Raw genomic sequence first — 19,834 nt, 5'->3', positions numbered from 1 at the left:
ATCAAATGAAAAGAAGGGATGAGATTATGTTAAAGAAACTTACTGATAGAGTATATTATATGGAAAATAGAGAGTCTGGAGATAGACCAGCACTTGGGGTTGTAATTGGTGATAAATATAGTTTAATTATTGATGGAGGAAATTCTAAAAGTCATGCTGAGGAATTTTTAAATGAGGTTAATAAATTAAATCACTCACCTCTTAAGTACCTAGTTATAACTCATTGGCACTGGGACCATATAGTTGGTGCAAATTATATGAATTTAATAAATATAGTAAATGGTATTACTAATGAAAAACTGGATAAGATTAGAGATTTAGAGTGGACAAACAGTGCTATTGAAGAAAGAGTAAAAAGTGGAGAAGAAATAGAATTCTGCCTAGAGCATATAAAGATAGAGCATCCAGATAATAATAGAGAAATTTCAATTCCTACAGGAGATATTATTTATGATGAACTCTTAAAAATAGACTTAGGTGGAGTTAAAGTATTTATTGAGCATATATCAAGCGATCATTCAAATGATAATTCAATAGTTTTAATTGAAGAAAATGATAAAACTACTGCCTTTATTGGAGATTCCCTTTACCTAGATATGTACAACGGTGAATGGAGCTATTCAAAAGATAAATTTATACCACTTTTAATAGAGCTTCAATGTTATGAGGCTGATTATTATGTTCCTTCTCACCATGGAATATATACTAAAGAAAGCTTTGATGAATATGTAAAGCATATGAAATCTATAAGTAAGTTTGTTTCTGATAAAACTTCTATTGAAGATTGTATAAATGAATTTAAAAAGAAATTTAACAGAGACCCTAAGGAAGATGAAATTTACGATATGAATTGTTTTGTGGAAGGTAATAAAAAAAAGCTATAAAATAATTAATTTAGAAGACAAAAGTGATTAAATCACTATTTAATATTATATAAAGAAAGGTCAGCAATAAATTTGCTGACCTTTTTAAAACCTATTATATTAATATTGAAGTGAATTTCTATTTTTATTTTAATTCTTTTGAAATCTCAGTAAATATAACACCTAAAGCATAGGCACCAGCATCTGGATATCCAATACTTCTTTCTCCTACAGTTCCTGCTCTTCCCATACGAGCTACTATTTCTTCTGTATTTTTAGCCCCTTCAACTGCAGCTTTAGCAGCATTTTCAAAGGCTTCTAGAACGCTTTGTTCTTTATCAGCACTTTCTGACCAAGAATCTGCGCAAGGTGCAAGTGCATCTATTAAAGTCTTATCTCCTACTACTGCTCCTCTTCCGAAAGATCTCTTTCCTGTGTCTTGGATACCTTTTACCGTACTTTGTAGCATACTAGCAAAATCCTTAACTGATAACTCTGATAAATCTCCAACGTTTTTACCAGCAGCTCTAAAAGCAGATCCCCAAATTGGGCCTGATGCTCCTCCACAGTTCTCCATTATGATCATAGAGCATGCATCTAAGAATGATCCTATACTCATGTCTTCATTACTTATAATATCTTTCCACTCTCTCTTCAATTGTCTAAATCCTTTAGCAACACTCATACCAAAATCTCCATCTCCAGCATGGGCATCTAATTCACAGAATGGAACTTCATTAGATATAATACATTCACTCATTTTATCTACAATATATATCATGTTATTTAATGTAATCTTATTGTCTCTTATAACAGAGTGTGCTTCATCTGTTTCTACTTTAAATGATACTTCTTCATCATTTAAATCTTCAATCTCTACATCTGTATATTCTCTTGATTCTATATGCTTAGATACTTTAAATGCTGGAGTATCACAAGGCTTAGTTAGTAATTCCTTTAATTGATTATCTAATTTCATTATAGATATAGACGCTCCAGCCATATCTATACTTGTCATATAGTTACCTACAAAAGTCTTATATATCTTAATATTTTTCTTTGCAAGTTCTCTAGTAACTGAGTTATTAAGTAAATATAATTCTTGTGTTGGTGTTGCTCCAAATCCATTTACTAAAAGAGCAATCTCATCATTACTACCTTCACTTATTCCTAAATCATTTAAAACTTGATTTACCATTCTTTCAGCTAATTGATCTGCTGATATAACTTTTTCGCGACGAATTCCTGGCTCACCATGGATTCCTACACCATATTCCATTTCGTCATCACCAATTTCAAATGTTGGTGTTCCCTTAGCTGGAACTGTGCATGAAGTAAATGCAAAACCTATGCTACGTACATTATCAGCTGCCTTTTGTCCAATCTCTTTTACATTTTGCAGACTCTCTCCAAGTTCTGCTGCTGCACCAACTATTTTATGTACTAATACAGTTCCTGCAACACCTCTACGACCTACCGTATAAAGACTGTCTTCAACTGCAATATCATCTTCTACTTTTATATAATCTACATTTATTCCATCTTCACTTGCTAGATATGCTGCATTCTTAAAATTCATCATATCTCCACTATAGTTTTTGATTATAAGTAAAGTTCCTTTATTACTAGCAGATTCTTTTATTCCTTGATAGATTTGAATTTGTGATGGTGATGCAAATACATCTCCACAAACAGCAACATCTAACATACCTTCTCCAACAAATCCTGCATGTGCTGGTTCGTGTCCACTTCCACCACCACTTATAAGCGTTACTTTATCTTTATTAATTTCTCTCTTTTTAACTATTTTATATTTGCTTATGAATTCTAACTCAGGATGAGCCATAACCATTCCATTACATAATTCTCTTACTACATTTTCTGGTGTATTTATTATCTTTTTCATGTTTTATCTACCTCTATTAATTTTATATTCTTTACCAATCTTATCAGCTACTACTATTGCTGCCGCTACTTCTTCTACTACTATATCAAATGGCATTGAATGAACTGATTCCTCTTGAATACAAGACTTTCTAGCTACTTCCATTAACTCTTCATTTGAAATTTCATCAACACCTATATCTGAAAGACATACTGGTAATCCTACTTCTAAACAAAAATCTAATACTTGATTTATTTCTTCAGTTGGCGCATTTTCAAGAACTAATTGTGCAATAGTTCCAAAAGCAACCTTTTCACCATGGAAATATTTATGTGTTCCTTCTAATATAGTTAGTCCATCATGAATAGCATGTGCTGCTGCTAATCCACCACTTTCAAATCCTAAACCTGATAAAAGTATATTAGTCTCAATTATATTTTCTAATGCTTTAGTTACTAAATTACAATCACAAGCTTCCTTTGCTTTCTTACCATCATTAAGTAATGTTTCATAACATAGTTTTGCAAGTGCTAATGCTGCATTAGTTCCTCTCGCACGTCCACAGTCTCCTTCTCTAACTCCACAAGGTAATCCTGCATTTACATTTGAATAAGATTCTGATGTAGCTCTTGCTTCAAAATATGTTGATAAAGCATCTCCCATACCTGAAACTAAAAATCTTGTTGGTGCATTTGCAATTACTGTAGTATCTACAAGTACTACACTTGGACTTTGTTTGAAATAAGCATAATCATCAAATGCTCCATCTTCTGTATATAATACTGCTGAGTGACTAGTAGGAGCATCTGTAGCTGCTATAGTTGGAACTATTATTAATGCATCTCCCTCTGCAACACACTTTGCAGTATCTATGGCTTTTCCACCACCAAGACCTATTGTACAAGCACAAGAATTTTCTTTTGCTAATTGTTGTAATCTCGCTACTTCAGTTCTAGAGCATTCTCCTTTAAAGTTACTTTCTATAAACTTAACTCCAAATTTTTCTGCTGTTTTATCTAATTTAGTTCTTACACGTTCTATATCATCTTTATGGGCAATTAAAAGTGCTGATTCTCCAAACGTTTTCACGAAGTACCCAAGATTTAATAACTCATCTTCTCCTTGAACATATTTAGTTGGGCAAATAAATGCTTTTCTCATAAAAAGTCCTCCTTTAATCTTAACTATCCTGTTATGATAATGTTTTCGTAAGTTCATTATAATCCCTCTATTATTTATTTTCATTGGAGTATAATGATGAAATATTGCAATTTGTAATCGTAATATTTTGCTACAATTTAAAATAATTATACTTTTATGATATTGGCATTATTTTCTTGTACAAAGTTATAGGTACTAAAATAGAGTTTTTATTATTTATGTGATAAAATTAATTTTATATTATTAAGAAAATAAGAAAGGAGATTTCATTGAAAAGTAGACACCTAAATTTAAATAAAATTATTGATTTAGATAAATGGCAAAAACTCCAAGATTCCCTTTCCCTAGTTACAAAAATGGCTATGATAACAGTTGATTATAAAGGTATTCCGGTATCTAAGCATAGTTCTTGTAATCAATTTTGTGAATCTGTTAGAAAAGATCCAAAGTTATCATCTTACTGTCAAAAATGTGATTCTAGAGGTGGACTTGAAGCAGTTAGAGAAAATAAACCTTATATTTATCTTTGTCATTATAATATCGTTGATATAGCAATTCCTATTATTGTAGATGATAAATATATTGGTGCCATAATGGCAGGCCAAGTTAGATTAAATAAAAAAGAAGATGAAGATTCATTAGAGCATATTTTAACTATACCTTCAAAGTCTTTTGTAAATGATAACATGGATCAATTAGATGATTTATACTCTAATATACCAAGTTTATCTTATGAAGAAGTTAAAAACACTGCTGAAATGCTGTTTCAATTATGTAATTATATAGTTGAAGAATCACTAGATAAGAGTCTTATTCTTGAACTCTATGAAAAAGAAGTTATACATAAAAACTCCTCTGATAATCAATTAGATTTATCTAGTTATAAAGTAAATAATATAAAAAATATAAAAGATGAGCTTTCTAATGCTATTACAAACTCCCATATAAAAGATTTATCTTGTGAAAAAGATATCGTACATAATTCAATCTTAAAACCAGCTATTGAATATATTTATTCTCATAAGAATGAAAACGTATCACTTAAAAAAGCTTCTGATTTATGTCATATAAGCCCTAGTCATTTTAGTAGAATATTTGCCAAGGACGTAGGTCAAAACTACTCTTCATACTTATCATTTCTAAAAATAGAATGGGCAAAACAATTACTTATATCAACAGATTTAACTATTTCAGAAGTTAGTGATAACCTTGGTTTTAATGAATCTGGATATTTCATAAAAATCTTTAAAAAGCATGAAAGTATAACTCCTTCACTATATAGAAAATATCATAAAAAATAAAAATAGCCTTAGTCATTTCTTGAGTGTGCTAAGGCTATTTTTAATATTTCTCTTTTATTAAGATTGTCTCTATATTATTGTATTTTTAATTGTTTCATCAATATCACATAATTCATCATTAGAAAGTTTAAGTGCGTCATTAAATTTTCTAAATGATTTTCTTTAAAAAATCATTTTATAATACTAATAAAAAAAAGAAGTACAATAATAAATTATAAACAATTTCATTATTCTGTTCTATTTCTCTTATATCAGGTCTATAATAAGTTTAATATAGCTTTGGTATAATATTTTGAAAAATTAGGAGGACAATAAAATGTTTGAAAAAGACACATATATAGAAGATGTAAAACTATTTGAAAAAGTACTTTCTACACAAGCAAATGAGTTATTATCTAATAAGGAATTAGCAGTTGTTTATATTGGTAGAGGAACATGTCCATTTTGCCGTAAGTTTGCTAAAAAATTAAGTGGATTGGCTAATGAAATTAATACAACTATTTATTATGTAGATAGTCAAAATTCTTCAGATTATGGACTTAATTCATTTAGAGATCAATATAATATTATAACTGTGCCAGGGTTTATTATTAGTAAAAAGGGAGAAATAGAAGTTCGTTGTGATTCTTCACTTCCAGAAGGTGAAATATTAAATATGTTAAAATAAATAAGCTTAAGTTATAAGAAATAGTCTTAGATATGTTTTATCAATATCTAAGACTATTTTTTCTATTTATTTCTTTTATTATTTAACGTTTATTTACTTATAAAAAGCACGTTAAAATCTCTAGATAATTAACAATAATATTTTTAATTGTACATACAGAGTATCAATAAATTATTAAACTTACCTTATTCTTATATAAAAAAACCGTATTAAAACTTCAGCAATAATGCCTCTATGTTTCAATACGGTTTCTATATAATTATCTATTTAATCTTCAATGTTTATTAATTCTCAGTAATATTAACTAAAATTCTTACATATCCAAGTTATTTTAATATTATATTATTTATAAATTAAAGTTCCAGAATAAATTTTGTCTGTTCTAGTACCAGGCTTGATTTCTCCATTTATTGAATATATATGGTCTTTATCAAGAACTAATCCCTCTCCACAAGGTGCATTAAATGGTACTTCTCCTATGGATGTCCATTTATCAGTAGCAGCATTATAAATTAACATTTTTTTGTTCCAATTAAATTCATGGGGATCTGCTCCAAAATAAGATTGTTTAAAATCATCTAATTCTTTATCCTTTAATGATCCTAACTTCTCTACAGCATTGTCATAAATCTTTTTATTAAAACCACCTATTACAAGCATTTCATCTTCATTTAATTTAACTGAATTTGCTCCTAAAAGAGAAATGTCTTCATCTCCGATTTTAACATCAGATGCCTTACTCCATGAATTATTTTTTATATCATACTTGTATCCATCTGTATAAGCAATCTTATCTCCACCACTAAATACATATATGTTATCTCCTAAAACTTGAGCTACAGCTTGATTTCTAGTAGCTTCTCCAGGAATGGATTCTAATTCCTCTGTTTTTCCATTTTCAGTATCGAATTTATAGAATTTATTGCTTGGCTTTCCATTTTGCTTTCCAAGTCCAACATATATATTCTTATCCTTTTTTACTGCAATACCATCGCTAAGAGTAAAAGGTAAATCCCCTATGTGTTTTGTAGTTATATTACCCTTATCATCAGCTGTAATAAGTGTGACATTATCTCCTTCTTTTTCATCTGGACTTCCACCAACATAATAAACTCCTTCGTCAGTAGTTATCGAACTTCCGTAACCAATTTCATAGTCTAATGTTGTATGATTTACCTGATTTAATTTTCCGTCCTCTTCTTTTAATACATAGATATCTCGATATAATTTCTTTTTCCCACCTTTTGCGGCTGGCTCGTCAGGAAAATTAGCGCCCCCACCAACAATAATAAAACCATTTGATTTACCGGCAAGTACACCTGCGGTACCAATATTTTTACTATAACCTTTTTGTGCCTCTAATTCTCCTCCTTGTTCCCAGAGAATCTTTTTTATTTCCTTCTTACTATTAGATGTTTCCCCTTGATCCTTTGTGCCATTAGTAGTACATCCTACAAGAATTAATGATGTAGCTGCTATAGCTACAATAGACTTTAATAACTTTCCCATCTTCTCCTCCTAACAAACAGTCTTTTATAGAATTTTGTTAATATTTACCTACCTATAATTTTATCATGAAACCGTTTAAACAGCAATTAATTAGTAACATAAGAATATTCTTAAAAACTAGGATGAAAATAGAATGTTTGAAAAAATATATATAAATAAGATATAAAACTATATCACTTTCCTCCTTTTAATAAAAATAAGTTAAATTTTTGTTGAAAATTTTTGTTTTAGTTAAAATTATGTTAAAAAAATTCACATAAATATAAAATTGTTTAAAAAATCTTTAATAATTTTACACATTGTTGTATTATAAAGGTGGCAATATAATCTAAATAATGAACAAAATACTAAAGTGTATTGAGAAAAATCAAATATTAATAATAGAGGTGAACTATGATACATATCGAAAAACTAAAAAAGGTTTATAACAATGGTTATGAAGCTCTAAAAAGCATTGATCTTCAGATTAATGAAGGTGAACTTATCTGCCTTTTAGGACCTAGTGGTTGTGGTAAAACTACTATACTTAATCTACTTGCTGGATTATTAGATCCTACTAGCGGAGATATTAGATTTGATAATGAGTCAGTTATTGACAAGCATCCTAAGGACAGAAATATAGGATTAGTATTCCAAAACTATGCTTTATATCCTCATATGTCTGTACTTGAAAATGTTATGTTTCCTCTTACTGTTGGGAATAAAAAGAAACCTAAAAATGAAGCAATGGAAATTGCAAAAAAGTATATGAAAATTACAAGTATTGAGGAGTTAGCTGACAAAAAACCTGGTGAAATGTCAGGAGGTCAACAACAAAGAGTTGCTATTACAAGAGCATTAGTTCAAAATCCTAAGATTCTTTTATTGGACGAGCCTTTAAGTAATCTAGATGCTAGGCTTAGATTAAGAATAAGAGAAGAAATAAGAAAGCTTGTTAAGGAAATTGGAATCACTACTATATTTGTTACTCACGACCAAGAAGAAGCTTTATCTATAAGTGACAGAATAGTACTTATGAATGAAGGTATTGTTCAACAATTTGATATTCCTCAAAATTTATATTTAGAACCTGCAAACTTATTTGTAGCTAAATTTATGGGAAATCCAATTATTAATATATTCAACATGAAGAAAAAAGGAAATATTTTAGAAAGCAAAGACCTTTCAATTGATTTAAGTCTATTAGATAAAAAGAGATTTAAACAAGAATTAAATGAAGAAAATTATATAGTTGGTATTAGACCTGAGTATTTTAAAATAAGTAACGATTCTTTATTTAAAGCTGAAATTAACTATGTTGAATTAATAGGAAAAGATTGCATATTAAACTTCAATATTAATGGTATGGATTCAAGATTAATTACAGATATAAGTAACAAAGTTTCTGAAGGTGATAAAGTAGGTATTGATATTGATTATAGTGGTATTTATATATTCAAAGAGAATGGAGATAGAGTGTACTAATGAGAAAGTTTAAATTTAAAAAATTTAAGTACAGAGCTGAAAATTCTCCACAGGCATGGCTATTCCTTCTGCCTGCTTTAATAATAATAGGAATATTCAATGTATTACCATTAATCAAAACCTTCATTATGTCCTTTCAAAAAGGAACTTTAAATAACTTAGCATTTAATGGAGCAAAGAATTATGAGTTTGTTTTGCAAGATCCAAAATTTCATAAAGCAATAACAAACACATCAATTTATGCATTCGTTGTTGTGCCCTTAGGGCTTATTATCTCAATGTTTATTGCTATTACAATTTACGAGAAGATAAAACATAAACAAATATTTGAGACTATATTTTTTATACCATATTTAACTAGCATTATCGCAGTTGGTATTGTGTTTAGATTTTTATTAAATAAAGACTATGGATTTGTAAATTACTTATTAGGTATTGTAGGTGTTGATCCAGTAAACTTCTTAGACAATCCTGCTATGAGTATGGTTACTCTCATTATATTTGGTATTTGGTCTGGACTTGCTTTTAATATAATTATATTACTTTCTGGACTGAGAAATGTTAATAAAGATTATTATAAAGTTGCAGATATGTTTGGAGCATCAAAGATTGAGCAATTCTTTAGAATAACTCTTCCACAAATGCTACCAATTATTACATTCCTATTGATGGTTAATTTTATTAATGCATTTAAGGTATATGCTCAGGTATTTTCTATATTCAATGGAAAAGCTGGTATTGCAGATAGTGCTACTACCGCTGTTTTCTATGTATTCAATAAGTTCTATGTAGAAAATCGTTATGGTCAGGGTATGGCTGCTGCAGTTATTTTATTTATATTAATTTTAATTTTCACATTAATTCAAAATAAAATATTAAAAAAATTATCTAAATAGGTGAAAGTATGAAGAAGATTAATTTAGTTTTATCAAAAACATTTATTATTATCATGGCGCTTATTACGCTGTTTCCATTTGTATATATGATTTTGTCAAGTCTTATGACTTTTCAGGAAGCAACTAGTATTCCACCAAAACTTTTCCCAGATAAGTTTCAGTGGGAAAACTTTGCACTAGCAATGAAGCAAGCTCCTTTTGTTAGATATTTCTTTAATACAATTTTAGTTGCAGGATTATCAACAATTGGAACAATATTAACATCTATACTTGCTGCATTTGCTCTAGTTAAATTAGAGTTTAAATTTAAAAATGTATTAATGCTTGGTATGATTGCATTATTAATGGTACCTTATGAAGTTGTAGTCTTTACAAACTATCAAACAATTGCAAAGCTTGGCTTATTAGATAGTTATGTAGCATTAATAGTTCCATCCCTTGCAAGTGTATTTTATATATTCTACTTAAAAGAATATCTTACAAGTATACCTATCTCCTACTATAAAGCTGCTAAAGTTGATGGATGCGGTGATTTAGAATTTATAAAGAGAATTTTAATTCCTTTAGCTAAACCTTCATTATTCACAATGGGAATACTTAGTTTTATTAATGGATGGAATTCATTCCTATGGCCAATACTTGTAACTAACAGTAAAGAAATGAGACTTTTAAGTAATGGATTAAGTTCTTTCGCAACAGAAAGTGGTACAAACGTACAATTACAGATGGCTGCATCAACAATAGCCATTGTACCGATTTTAATATTATATTTAGTCTTTAGAAAACAAATTATTAGAGGAGTTGTTAAGAGTGGTATTAAAGGATAAAAAAACTAGAATTACTTTCCACAATGGTATCCTAACTATTGGTGGAACTATTATAGAAATTACTTATGAAGATAGTCATATATTCTTTGATTTTGGTAGCGAATATAATCCAAAAGCAGAGGTACAGCCTGAAGATCTTCAAGGATTATTGGATGAGAATTTGGTTCCATATTTAAATAATATGTTTGATCCTAAAATACCTTTGATTGGATATGAATCAAAGGAAGATAACTTTAAAAATACAGCAGTATTTTTATCACACGTTCATTTAGATCATTCTAAAATTGTTAACTACTTAAATCCTAATATACCTTTATATACTTTAGAAGGTACTAAATCATTATTAAATACTTTAAATATTAATGATGATTTTCTATTCCCTCTTCATGAAAAAAATGAAGGGGCTAACACTAGAGAAATCGTAGGTGTTAAAGAAAATGAAGTTATAAATGTTGGGAAAATTAAAGTAAAGGTAATGCCAGTTGACCACGATGCTTATGGTGCTAGTGGATTATTAATAGAAACTCCAGATTTAGTAATATCTTATACTGGAGATATTAGACTCCATGGTTATAGAAAAGATGCTACATTAAACTTCTGCAAAGAAAGTGAAGAATGTGATGTTTTATTAATAGAGGGTGTTAGTGTTTCATTCCAAGAGTTTGATGAGGATGTAAGTGATAGAGAAATATCAAATGAACCTGAGTTAATAGAAAAGATAAATGAAATTGTTAAAAACAATCCTGAAAAACAAATAACATTTAATTATTATATTTCTAATATAGAAAGAATTTTAAATATAATAAAGACTAATCCTAGAACAGTAGTTTTAGATGCATATTACTCATATGTACTTAAAGAAGCTACAGGATATCAATCTTATTACTATCAATTAGATGATAAAGAGTATGGGCTAGATACAAACTATAAGATTGATTTTGAAAAACTTTTAGAAGATGAAGGAGAATTCTTCTGGCAATTAGATTCAAATGCTCTTAAGCATATGGATAAATTAAAATCTGGTGGAATTTATATTCACTCAAATGCAGTTCCATTAGGAGACTTTGATCCAAGCTATGTACCTTTTGTAGAAAAGTTTGGAGAACATAATATTGAATTTGTTAGAGTATCATGTAGTGGTCATGCTCATCCGTATGACCTAATTGAAATAATAAATTTAATTAAACCTAAGTTATTAGTTCCTATTCATTCATATCGTCCTGAGAGACTTTACAATGAATGTGGAGATATATTATTACCAGAAAAAAAACAAACTATTTAGTGGGGGGAAAACAATTATGAAACTAAAAAAAATATTACCTTTAATGCTATCGCTAGGATTACTTACTGGTTGTGCTAGTACAGGAGGTAACGGAAATGATGAAATAGTAACAGAAATTAAGGAGCCAGTTGAAATAACATTCTGGCATGCAATGAATGGAGAGCAAGAAAAATCTCTTCAAAAGCTAACAGAAAAGTTTACATCTGAAAACTCAAATATTAAGGTAACACTACAAAACCAATCAAGTTACCCAGACTTACAACAAAAAATAACTTCAACTGTTTCAAGTCCAAAAGATCTACCAACAATGACTCAAGCATATCCAGATTGGATGTTAAATGCAGTTAAAGATAATCTAGTTGTTGATTTAGGTCAATATATAAATAATGAAACACTTTAATTTGATAATTATGATGATATTCTGCCAAGCCTTAGAGAAGCAACAACTATAGATGGAAAGACATATGGAATACCTTTTAATAAATCAACAGAAGTTATTTGGTACAACAAAACATTATTTGATGAATTAAAATTAAAAGTACCAACAACTTACGAAGAATTTGTTAATGTTTCTAAGACAATAAAAGAAAAGAAAGGTATACCAGGAGCTGGATTTGATTCACTAAATACTTACTATACTACTTTCTTAAAAAATGAAGGACAAACATTTGACCCTAACTTTGATGTAACTAGTGAAACTTCAGTTAAAGCTGCTGACTATTACTTAAAAGGTATAAAAGAAGGATACTTTAGAATAGCTGGAACAGATAAGTACCTATCAGGACCATTTGCAAATGAGACTGTTGGTATGTACGTTGGTTCAATGGCTGGAGAAACTTTTGTTAAATTAGGAGTTGGCGATAAATTTGAAGTTGGTGCTGCTCCATACCCTGCAAAAACATCTATCCAACAAGGTACTGATTTATACGTATTCCAAAATGCAACACCTGAACAAAGAACTGCAGCATATGAATACTTAAAATTCTTAACTACTAAAGAAAACCAAATAACTTGGGCTAAAGAAACTGGATATATGCCAATTAGAAAGAGTTCTATTGAATCAGATGAATATAAGAATTCTGGAAGCTTAACAGCTAAAATCTTATCAGATGCAACTAAAGACTTATATATAATGCCTGTTGTACCTGGTGCTGATAGTGCATTCCGTGAAATAAGCACAGTATTAGAAGGTATCTTATCTGACACTAATTCAGATGTAAATAAAAAGTTAGAAGAATTTAAAAATACTTTAAGTTCAACTTGGGAATAAAAGAATTATAATATAAATAAAAAGGTGTCTTAAATGTAGTTTTTAAGTCACCTTTTTTATTAAACTTTATTAAAGGAGAAATTTTATGAAAATTGCTATATATCAAACAAGCGACCTACATGGATTTGTATATCCAACTAATTACGTAACTGATCAAAATCTTGGAATCCTTAAAATAGGAAGTTATATTCTTAAAGATGAGAAAAATTATGATGCATCATTAAAGATTGATTGTGGAGACTTAATTCAAGGGTCAGTACTTACAAATTATTTATCTAGAAAAGATTTTAAAAGTAATACTATAATTCAAGGGTTAGAAAAAATAAATTATGATGCTTATGTATTAGGAAATCATGAATTTAATTATGGATTAGATTACTTAACTAATTCATATACTGAAGTTTCAGATAAGGTTATAAATGCTAATATTAAAGGTCTATCTTTTGATACAAAACCATATAAAATATTTGATTTTAATGGATTTAAAATTGGATGTATTGGACTTACAACATCATTTATACCAAATTGGGAAAATGAAAATAATATCAAAAATATAGAGTTTTTAGATCCTGTAGATATGTATGCAAAATATGAAAAGGAATTAAAAGAAAAATCTGATTTAATTGTTGTATGTTATCATGGTGGATTTGAAAGAAGCTTAGATGATCATATGATTCCAACTGAAAGCTTAACTAAAGAAAATCAAGGAAGTGAATTGCTAGAAGAATTTGATTCAATTGATATCATTTTAAGTGGTCATCAACATCGTTCATTTATAACTAAGGTAAAAGGAGTTATTTGTTCTCAACCACTTAATAACGGACAAACTTTTACTAAGATTATCTTAGATACTGATACAAAAGAACTGACTTATGAATTAGTAGATGTTAAATTGCTAAATGATAATATAGATGAAAACTTAGAAAGAATTTTTACAAGCGTTCAAGGTGATTTAAAAGACTTTTTAGATACTGAAATTGGACATTTAGATAAAGATATAATTATTGATGATATTTTCCTAGCTAGATTAAAAGGACATCCTTTTATTAATCTATTACATCAGATTCAGCTTGATATTTCTAATGCCGACTTCTCTGCTCTTTCATTATTTGACTGTGCAATAGGATTTAAGAAGAATATAACTATTAAAGATGTACTAATTAATTATCCTTATGCAAATACTTTAAAGGTTCTAAAGATTAAAGGAGCTCAATTAAAAGAATCTATTGAAAAAAGTGCTACATACTTTGTTGTTGCAGATAATGAAGTACATATAAGTAAGGACTTCCTTCTTCCAAAGGTACAAAATTATAACTATGACACATATGGTGGTCTAACATACGAAATAGATTTATCAAAGGAATTTGGAGATAGAGTTGTTTCTATGAAAAAGAATAACGAAGCAATTAATATGGATGATTACTATACTATAGTTTTAAGTAATTATAGAGCTAGTAATACTTCTGTTTACCCAGCTTATGAGAATTCTGAAGTATTAAAGGAAATTAATCTAGATATGAGTGAAATCATAATGGATTATTTACAAAAGAAAGATAAAATTGATTTAGTGGATGAAAGTAATTATATAGTTAAGTATTAGGCTGATTAATATATTTAATATTTTCTACTTAAAAAGGCTACTTATTAGTAGCTTTTTATATTTAACTTCTATATTATCATTATATAAAATTAAAGCCACATTAAATAAAAACCTCACTACTTATGATATGGTTATCCGTATCATATTTAAGTGAGGCTTTTTATTATAAATAATTCTGAAATATATTATTATTTTAATGCTGCCTTATCAACTTATGGTACTTAAACTTCATCCTTTAATTTTAGTTTTAATCCTACAACAGAATGCGCTGGAACCTCATATTGAATTTTATCAAGGTCTACAATAGTTTCCCCTTTAACTATATCTACATTATTCGGATTATCTAAAGAGTTAATATCATAAACATCATCTCCTGAAAGTGTCATTGTTTCTATTTTATTATTTTGTACTACTTTCCCATCTATATCAAATTCAACTGTAATGTTTTCATCTCTATTCATATTTATAAGAAGAACATAAATATTATCTTCATCTTTAGTTATCATTGAATGAATGGAATCTACATTATTGTAGAACTTTTTATTGTTTCTAATGTTACTTTCTATAAGATTATTAGCTGTCATTTCATTTAATATGCTAAATACCTTTAAAGAAGGTGTTCCATAAAATCTATAACTTCCATCTGCTTGTTGTATAGATTGTATTAAGGCTTGTTTACCAGGCCCTAATATATCTCCACCTGGAAAATCTATTAAACAATGCTTATTAGTATAAGCGGTATTAAACTTCATAAATTCCATAATATTTGATGCAATATATATAGCATGTGTTTGTGATTGTACAACATCACTAGGATGATTAAATATTCCATATTCTGATATTGCTACTTCCTTACTTCCATCTGTCCAATATCTTTTTAAAGCATCCTCTCTACTTCTAATCTGTCCTACAACACTAGTTTCAATTTTTTCCATTATTTTTTCATAAAATAATGGATCATTATCTTGTATTTGCCCTCCAGTATGAGAGTATGGATGTACAGCTATACCATCAAATTTTCCACCATCTTTACTCGCTTTCTCAGATTGATCAATCGCTTGAGCTATATTTGAATTTGAATATCCTGAATATATTTTAATTTCTGGATCAACTTTTTTCATTTCTTCGTAGTAATCAGCTAAACCATCTTTGTAAACAGTATATGATACTCTAATGTCTGAATCTTTAACAGGAATTGCACCATTTACTCCATCACCAAAAAGTATTTCTCCATTTTCATAATTAACTTGAGCTACTTTTTCATTTGCCCCTGCTTTCTTAATATCATTTACAATTGGCCACTCTTTATTATTTACATATACATGTACACTATCACTTTTAACTTTTTTTGATTTATCGACTTGATCAGTTACATCATTTGCATAACGCATATACTTCTTTTGATTTGCTGTTCCATCACTAAAATATGATGCCTTTGATTTATTAACAGATGTGTTCCAATTATCTATTTCTGCTACTTTTTCTTTTTCAAATGTTCTAACTGCACCTTCTGCATACATTTTTGCAACATCTAATCCACTTCCTGACCATTGATCAGGGCTATTTTGTAACCAATATCCACGACCTTCGTCAACCTCATTACCTATTTCAAACATTTTAACATTATAAGGTTCAACATGACCATTATCAGCACGAACTTGAGCCCAATCAATACCACCATTTGGATTTTGTCCAACTTCACAGTTTAAGTATTCAACTAAGTCAGCCGCATCTAAAGCTGAGCCATTACCAAATCCATATACATAAACCATCTCACTGTTACTTTCGTCAATAATATATTTAGCAGCCTCATCTAAACCAAAGTTAGGTGTAATAGTAGGTTCATTCCAATTTCCATGAATAGTTGTAATACGATTTTCTATATTTCCAATAGACCTTTTCCATTGAAATAAATTAGCTACAATTCCTCCTGGATATCTTACTGATCCAAATTTAGCACTATCTGATAGTTGTCTAAATTCATCATATAAATCTTCTGTTTCTGGATTATAACTTCCATAACCATCCATATGATATCTATGATTTACTCCAAACATATAATCCGGTATGTTTTTAATTACATTATTATAATCAATTGATATTTTTACTGGCAATTTTCCCACCACTTCTGTATATATATCAATTAATAATTGTAGTTCTGCCTTTGCTCCCATTATCTCATTATAAGATGAATTTATAGTAATATTTTTAACTTCTTCAATTTTATTATATAAATCTGTATACTCACTGTATTCATCTGTTAATATTCCATTTTCTAAAAGCTCTGTAGCCTCTTTAATTAAATTATTTAACTCATCGAAAACAATTACATTTTTATGTTCATCAAATAATGCATTGATCATATTTTTATCCGCTGATTTATTATAAATACGAACACTATCTATCATACCTTTGAATGAATATCCTGTACCTGGATTTTTATGACATCCAAACTGTAAATCTGTAATACCTCCATTAATTAAGTTTATATCTTTAATTAATTCTTCTTTAAGTAATTCTCCATTTGAATATATTTCAAAAGTGATAGTTTTGTCATCGTTAACCTTACTTGTTATAATAACATTTTGCCATTTTCCATAGTCTTCTATGTTATCAGATATAACGTCACTTCCTGAAACAAAACTCCCATACTTTTTATTCTTTAAATATAAAAGTGTTCTCCCAACCCCTGTTTGTTGTATAATATTTATTGATGTTGAGTTAGTTGGCTGTGTTACATTATTATATATCCATAGTGAAATTGTATAATTTTCCTTTGCATTTATTACTTTTGGTATTCTAAAATAACTTTCTGTTCCATCAAATTTTAATCCTTCTCCTGAAATCCCCCTATCTATCCTTATGTTAGTTGAATTAAAATTACTTAATGAACCTAGTCTCCCATTGTATACCTCTCCAGTTTTAGCAATATTCGTAACTGTCATATTATTTATACTATTGTTATCAAATACATAATATCCTAGCAATGAATTACTTAAATCATATTTTGATGAATTTTCAGCCATAGCTAGTTTAGAATTAAAGCAACTTGTAATTAACATAATAGCTATTAGAGTAATACTAATACACTTTTTTCTCATAATTTTCCCCCATTAACAACTTAATTTTTCACATCATTATTTTATATTATATTTTAATAAAAAATCTCAATAATCACCCTCTTTTCTTTTATTTTGCATATATAGTTTAATATTATATGTTTTACTTTAAGTAGCTCCTATTCTTTTGTTATTTCTCCAATATTATATATATATATTCTAATAAAGTTTCCACATTTTAACATATAACCTATCTATAGTTTGTATAGGAAATTTATTTATTTATTCTTCGCGTCATTACTCACCTCTTACCTTGAGTAATGACGCGAAAAGAATACATTGTTTATTACAGAAGACTTTAACCCTCCCCATAAAACCTCTATCAAATTAAGTTTAGGACTATATGGTGGTAAAAACATTAATTCTAATCTGTCTTTAAATTCATCTAAAAAAGGAAAATTATATGCTGCCATTGAAAGAGCAAAAGAAAAGTTTGAGTATAAAGAAATTGAATAAAAATATAAGATTAAAGGATATAGTGAGTTACATTATATCCTTTAATCTTTGCAGTAAATTGAAATTTGGTTATATATTGAAAACCTTAAATTTGTTAATTATCTAATTTATGTTTTCTATTTCCATTAATAATTCATAGGTACTAAATTTTCTATTTCCTAGTATAGTTACTTCAATTTCTTTATTAGGATATACTATTGACTCAAAGCTAACACCAGGATCTCCACCAATTATAGAATATTTATAAATACCATCATCTCTTTTTACTATATAAATACCATAACCATAGTATACGTCGTAATTAACATATACTTGTGGAGTCAATAATTCATTAGTAATATCCTTATTTAATAATTTATAATTTAATAACCCATCCCATAGCTTACTTATATCATTAGCTGTTACAAAAACTCCACCATCTCCTCCGCCAACTATTGGGATAGAAAATATATTAGTTTTTAAGGTACCATCACTATTTTCTTCGTATCCATAAGCACAGTTTTTAGGTAACATGTCCATACTAAAATAACCGCTTGAATTCATTTCTAAAACATTAAAGATGTGTTCTTTTACAAAGTCAACAAATCTTATTTCACTTACTTTCTCAACTATATAAGCTAGAATTACATATCCTCCATTATTATATTGGTATTTTTCACCTGGCTTACAAACACTTTTTTGTCTTATAATAAGAGGAAGAAAATCTTTTGGTTCTTTCAACATATACATAGGAGAAGTTATTTCAGTAAAATCTACATAAAAATAATCTGGCAATCCTGAAGTATGTGTTAATAAATGCCTTACTGTTACATTTTGATCAAAATTATCACAATCTATATATTCTTTTAATAATGAGTCAAACTTAAGTTTTCCTTGTTCAACTAACTTACATATAGAAATTGCAGTTAATAACTTAGCTCCTGAAGCAATTCCAAATCTTGTATTAATATTATTTATCCTATCATTTGAAATATCAGCAAAACCATAAGCCTTTTCAAATAATACCTCTTCAGCTCTATTTATTCTTATGACACCTGAAAATTCTTTCATATTATTAATTTTATCTTCTATTAATTTTATATTTAAATTTTTCTCCATATAATTCTCCCCTTTTTAATCTTCTATAATCTCCAATGCTTTTGGATAAACATCTATTATTTTTCCAAAGCTACCTAATCTCAAAATCACAAAAATCATTCTTAATAAGAACATCTGTTTTTTTATAATATACCTCCAATAAAAAAAATCATTTGCTGCCAAATGATTTTTAGATGTACACAAAATAAACGTACTTATTTTTATTTAACTAAGCACATCCATGATATATAATCTAACTTTGGCAACACAATAAAACGCACCCTAAGTACGCCCAAAAACTATGTCATTCCAAAATAGATTAATTAATCATTTCAGCACCTCTTCTGCATTTAATATAATTATTATACCAAATAACACCATAATATCCAACTTTGCTTAAATTTAAAATTAAGACAACTTTAATTACACTACTTACTCCTTGTAACCCTTATATAAA

The 19,834-nt window shown here is 28.4% G+C and carries 13 protein-coding genes and 2 pseudogenes; 9 read left to right on the top strand and 6 right to left on the bottom strand.

Translation table 11 applies throughout. The features are described 5' to 3' along the window. Positions 1-26: 26 nt before the first annotated feature. Complete coding sequence (locus tag JOC62_RS01390) at positions 27-884, top strand: MBL fold metallo-hydrolase (protein WP_204593365.1); 858 nt, start codon at positions 27-29, stop codon at positions 882-884. 124 nt (positions 885-1,008) lie between these two features. Here the strand turns inward: JOC62_RS01390 and dhaK are convergent, their stop codons facing one another. Together dhaK and JOC62_RS01380 are read right to left on the bottom strand one after the other, a co-directional pair. After that, complete coding sequence (dhaK, locus tag JOC62_RS01385) at positions 1,009-2,769, bottom strand: dihydroxyacetone kinase subunit DhaK (protein ID WP_204593364.1); 1,761 nt, start codon at positions 2,767-2,769, stop codon at positions 1,009-1,011. 3 nt (positions 2,770-2,772) lie between these two features. Further along, a complete protein-coding gene (locus JOC62_RS01380) occupies positions 2,773-3,909 on the bottom strand; it encodes a glycerol dehydrogenase (RefSeq protein WP_204593363.1) in 1,137 nt (378 codons plus the stop codon). Between the two features lie 269 nt (positions 3,910-4,178). Between JOC62_RS01380 and JOC62_RS01375 the strand changes: the two genes are divergently transcribed. Next, a complete protein-coding gene (locus tag JOC62_RS01375; protein WP_204593362.1) occupies positions 4,179-5,210 on the top strand; it encodes a PocR ligand-binding domain-containing protein in 1,032 nt (343 codons plus the stop codon). 316 nt (positions 5,211-5,526) lie between these two features. After that, on the top strand, positions 5,527-5,877 hold the full coding sequence (locus tag JOC62_RS01370) for a DUF6568 family protein (protein WP_204593361.1): 351 nt from the start codon (positions 5,527-5,529) through the stop codon (positions 5,875-5,877). Positions 5,878-6,219: 342 nt separating this feature from the next. Here JOC62_RS01370 and JOC62_RS01365 read toward each other — a convergent pair whose 3' ends face one another. Continuing rightward, complete coding sequence (locus JOC62_RS01365; protein WP_204593360.1) at positions 6,220-7,386, bottom strand: cyclically-permuted mutarotase family protein; 1,167 nt, start codon at positions 7,384-7,386, stop codon at positions 6,220-6,222. A 393-nt stretch (positions 7,387-7,779) separates the two neighbouring features. On the opposite strand from JOC62_RS01365, the gene JOC62_RS01360 reads away from it, so the two are divergent. From JOC62_RS01360 to JOC62_RS01330, 6 genes and pseudogenes are all read left to right on the top strand, one after another. Next, complete coding sequence (locus tag JOC62_RS01360; RefSeq protein ID WP_204593359.1) at positions 7,780-8,850, top strand: ABC transporter ATP-binding protein; 1,071 nt, start codon at positions 7,780-7,782, stop codon at positions 8,848-8,850. Continuing rightward, positions 8,850-9,746: a carbohydrate ABC transporter permease gene (locus JOC62_RS01355; protein WP_204593358.1), complete on the top strand. Its 897-nt coding sequence runs from the start codon at positions 8,850-8,852 to the stop codon at positions 9,744-9,746. Before JOC62_RS01360 ends, JOC62_RS01355 begins: the two co-directional genes overlap by 1 nt. Positions 9,747-9,754: 8 nt before the next feature. Further along, positions 9,755-10,573 carry a carbohydrate ABC transporter permease gene (locus tag JOC62_RS01350; protein WP_204593357.1) on the top strand — a complete coding sequence of 273 codons (819 nt, stop codon included), beginning with the start codon at positions 9,755-9,757 and terminating at the stop codon, positions 10,571-10,573. Then, complete coding sequence (locus JOC62_RS01345; RefSeq protein ID WP_204593356.1) at positions 10,557-11,855, top strand: MBL fold metallo-hydrolase; 1,299 nt, start codon at positions 10,557-10,559, stop codon at positions 11,853-11,855. Before JOC62_RS01350 ends, JOC62_RS01345 begins: the two co-directional genes overlap by 17 nt. Next, positions 11,809-13,125: pseudogene (locus JOC62_RS01335) on the top strand (ABC transporter substrate-binding protein). The gene JOC62_RS01345 and the pseudogene JOC62_RS01335 overlap by 47 nt, the downstream one beginning before the upstream one ends. Positions 13,126-13,210: 85 nt before the next feature. Beyond that, on the top strand, positions 13,211-14,725 hold the full coding sequence (locus JOC62_RS01330) for a bifunctional metallophosphatase/5'-nucleotidase (protein ID WP_204593354.1): 1,515 nt from the start codon (positions 13,211-13,213) through the stop codon (positions 14,723-14,725). Positions 14,726-14,946: 221 nt separating this feature from the next. On the opposite strand, the gene JOC62_RS01325 is transcribed toward JOC62_RS01330, so the two are convergent. From JOC62_RS01325 to JOC62_RS01315, 3 genes and pseudogenes are all read right to left on the bottom strand, one after another. Then, on the bottom strand, positions 14,947-17,826 hold the full coding sequence (locus tag JOC62_RS01325) for a LamG-like jellyroll fold domain-containing protein (protein WP_204593353.1): 2,880 nt from the start codon (positions 17,824-17,826) through the stop codon (positions 14,947-14,949). Between the two features lie 284 nt (positions 17,827-18,110). Further along, positions 18,111-18,239: pseudogene (locus JOC62_RS19455) on the bottom strand (transposase); the annotation flags it as partial. A 163-nt stretch (positions 18,240-18,402) separates the two neighbouring features. Continuing rightward, the gene (locus tag JOC62_RS01315; protein ID WP_204593351.1) at positions 18,403-19,398 is read right to left on the bottom strand and encodes a serine hydrolase domain-containing protein; all 996 of its coding nucleotides are present in this window, start codon (positions 19,396-19,398) and stop codon (positions 18,403-18,405) included. Positions 19,399-19,834 lie beyond the last annotated feature (436 nt).

This window comes from Clostridium sardiniense, assembly GCF_016907995.1.
Classification (GTDB): domain Bacteria; phylum Bacillota; class Clostridia; order Clostridiales; family Clostridiaceae; genus Clostridium; species Clostridium sardiniense.
This window is presented reverse-complemented; position numbering and strand designations above follow the sequence as displayed.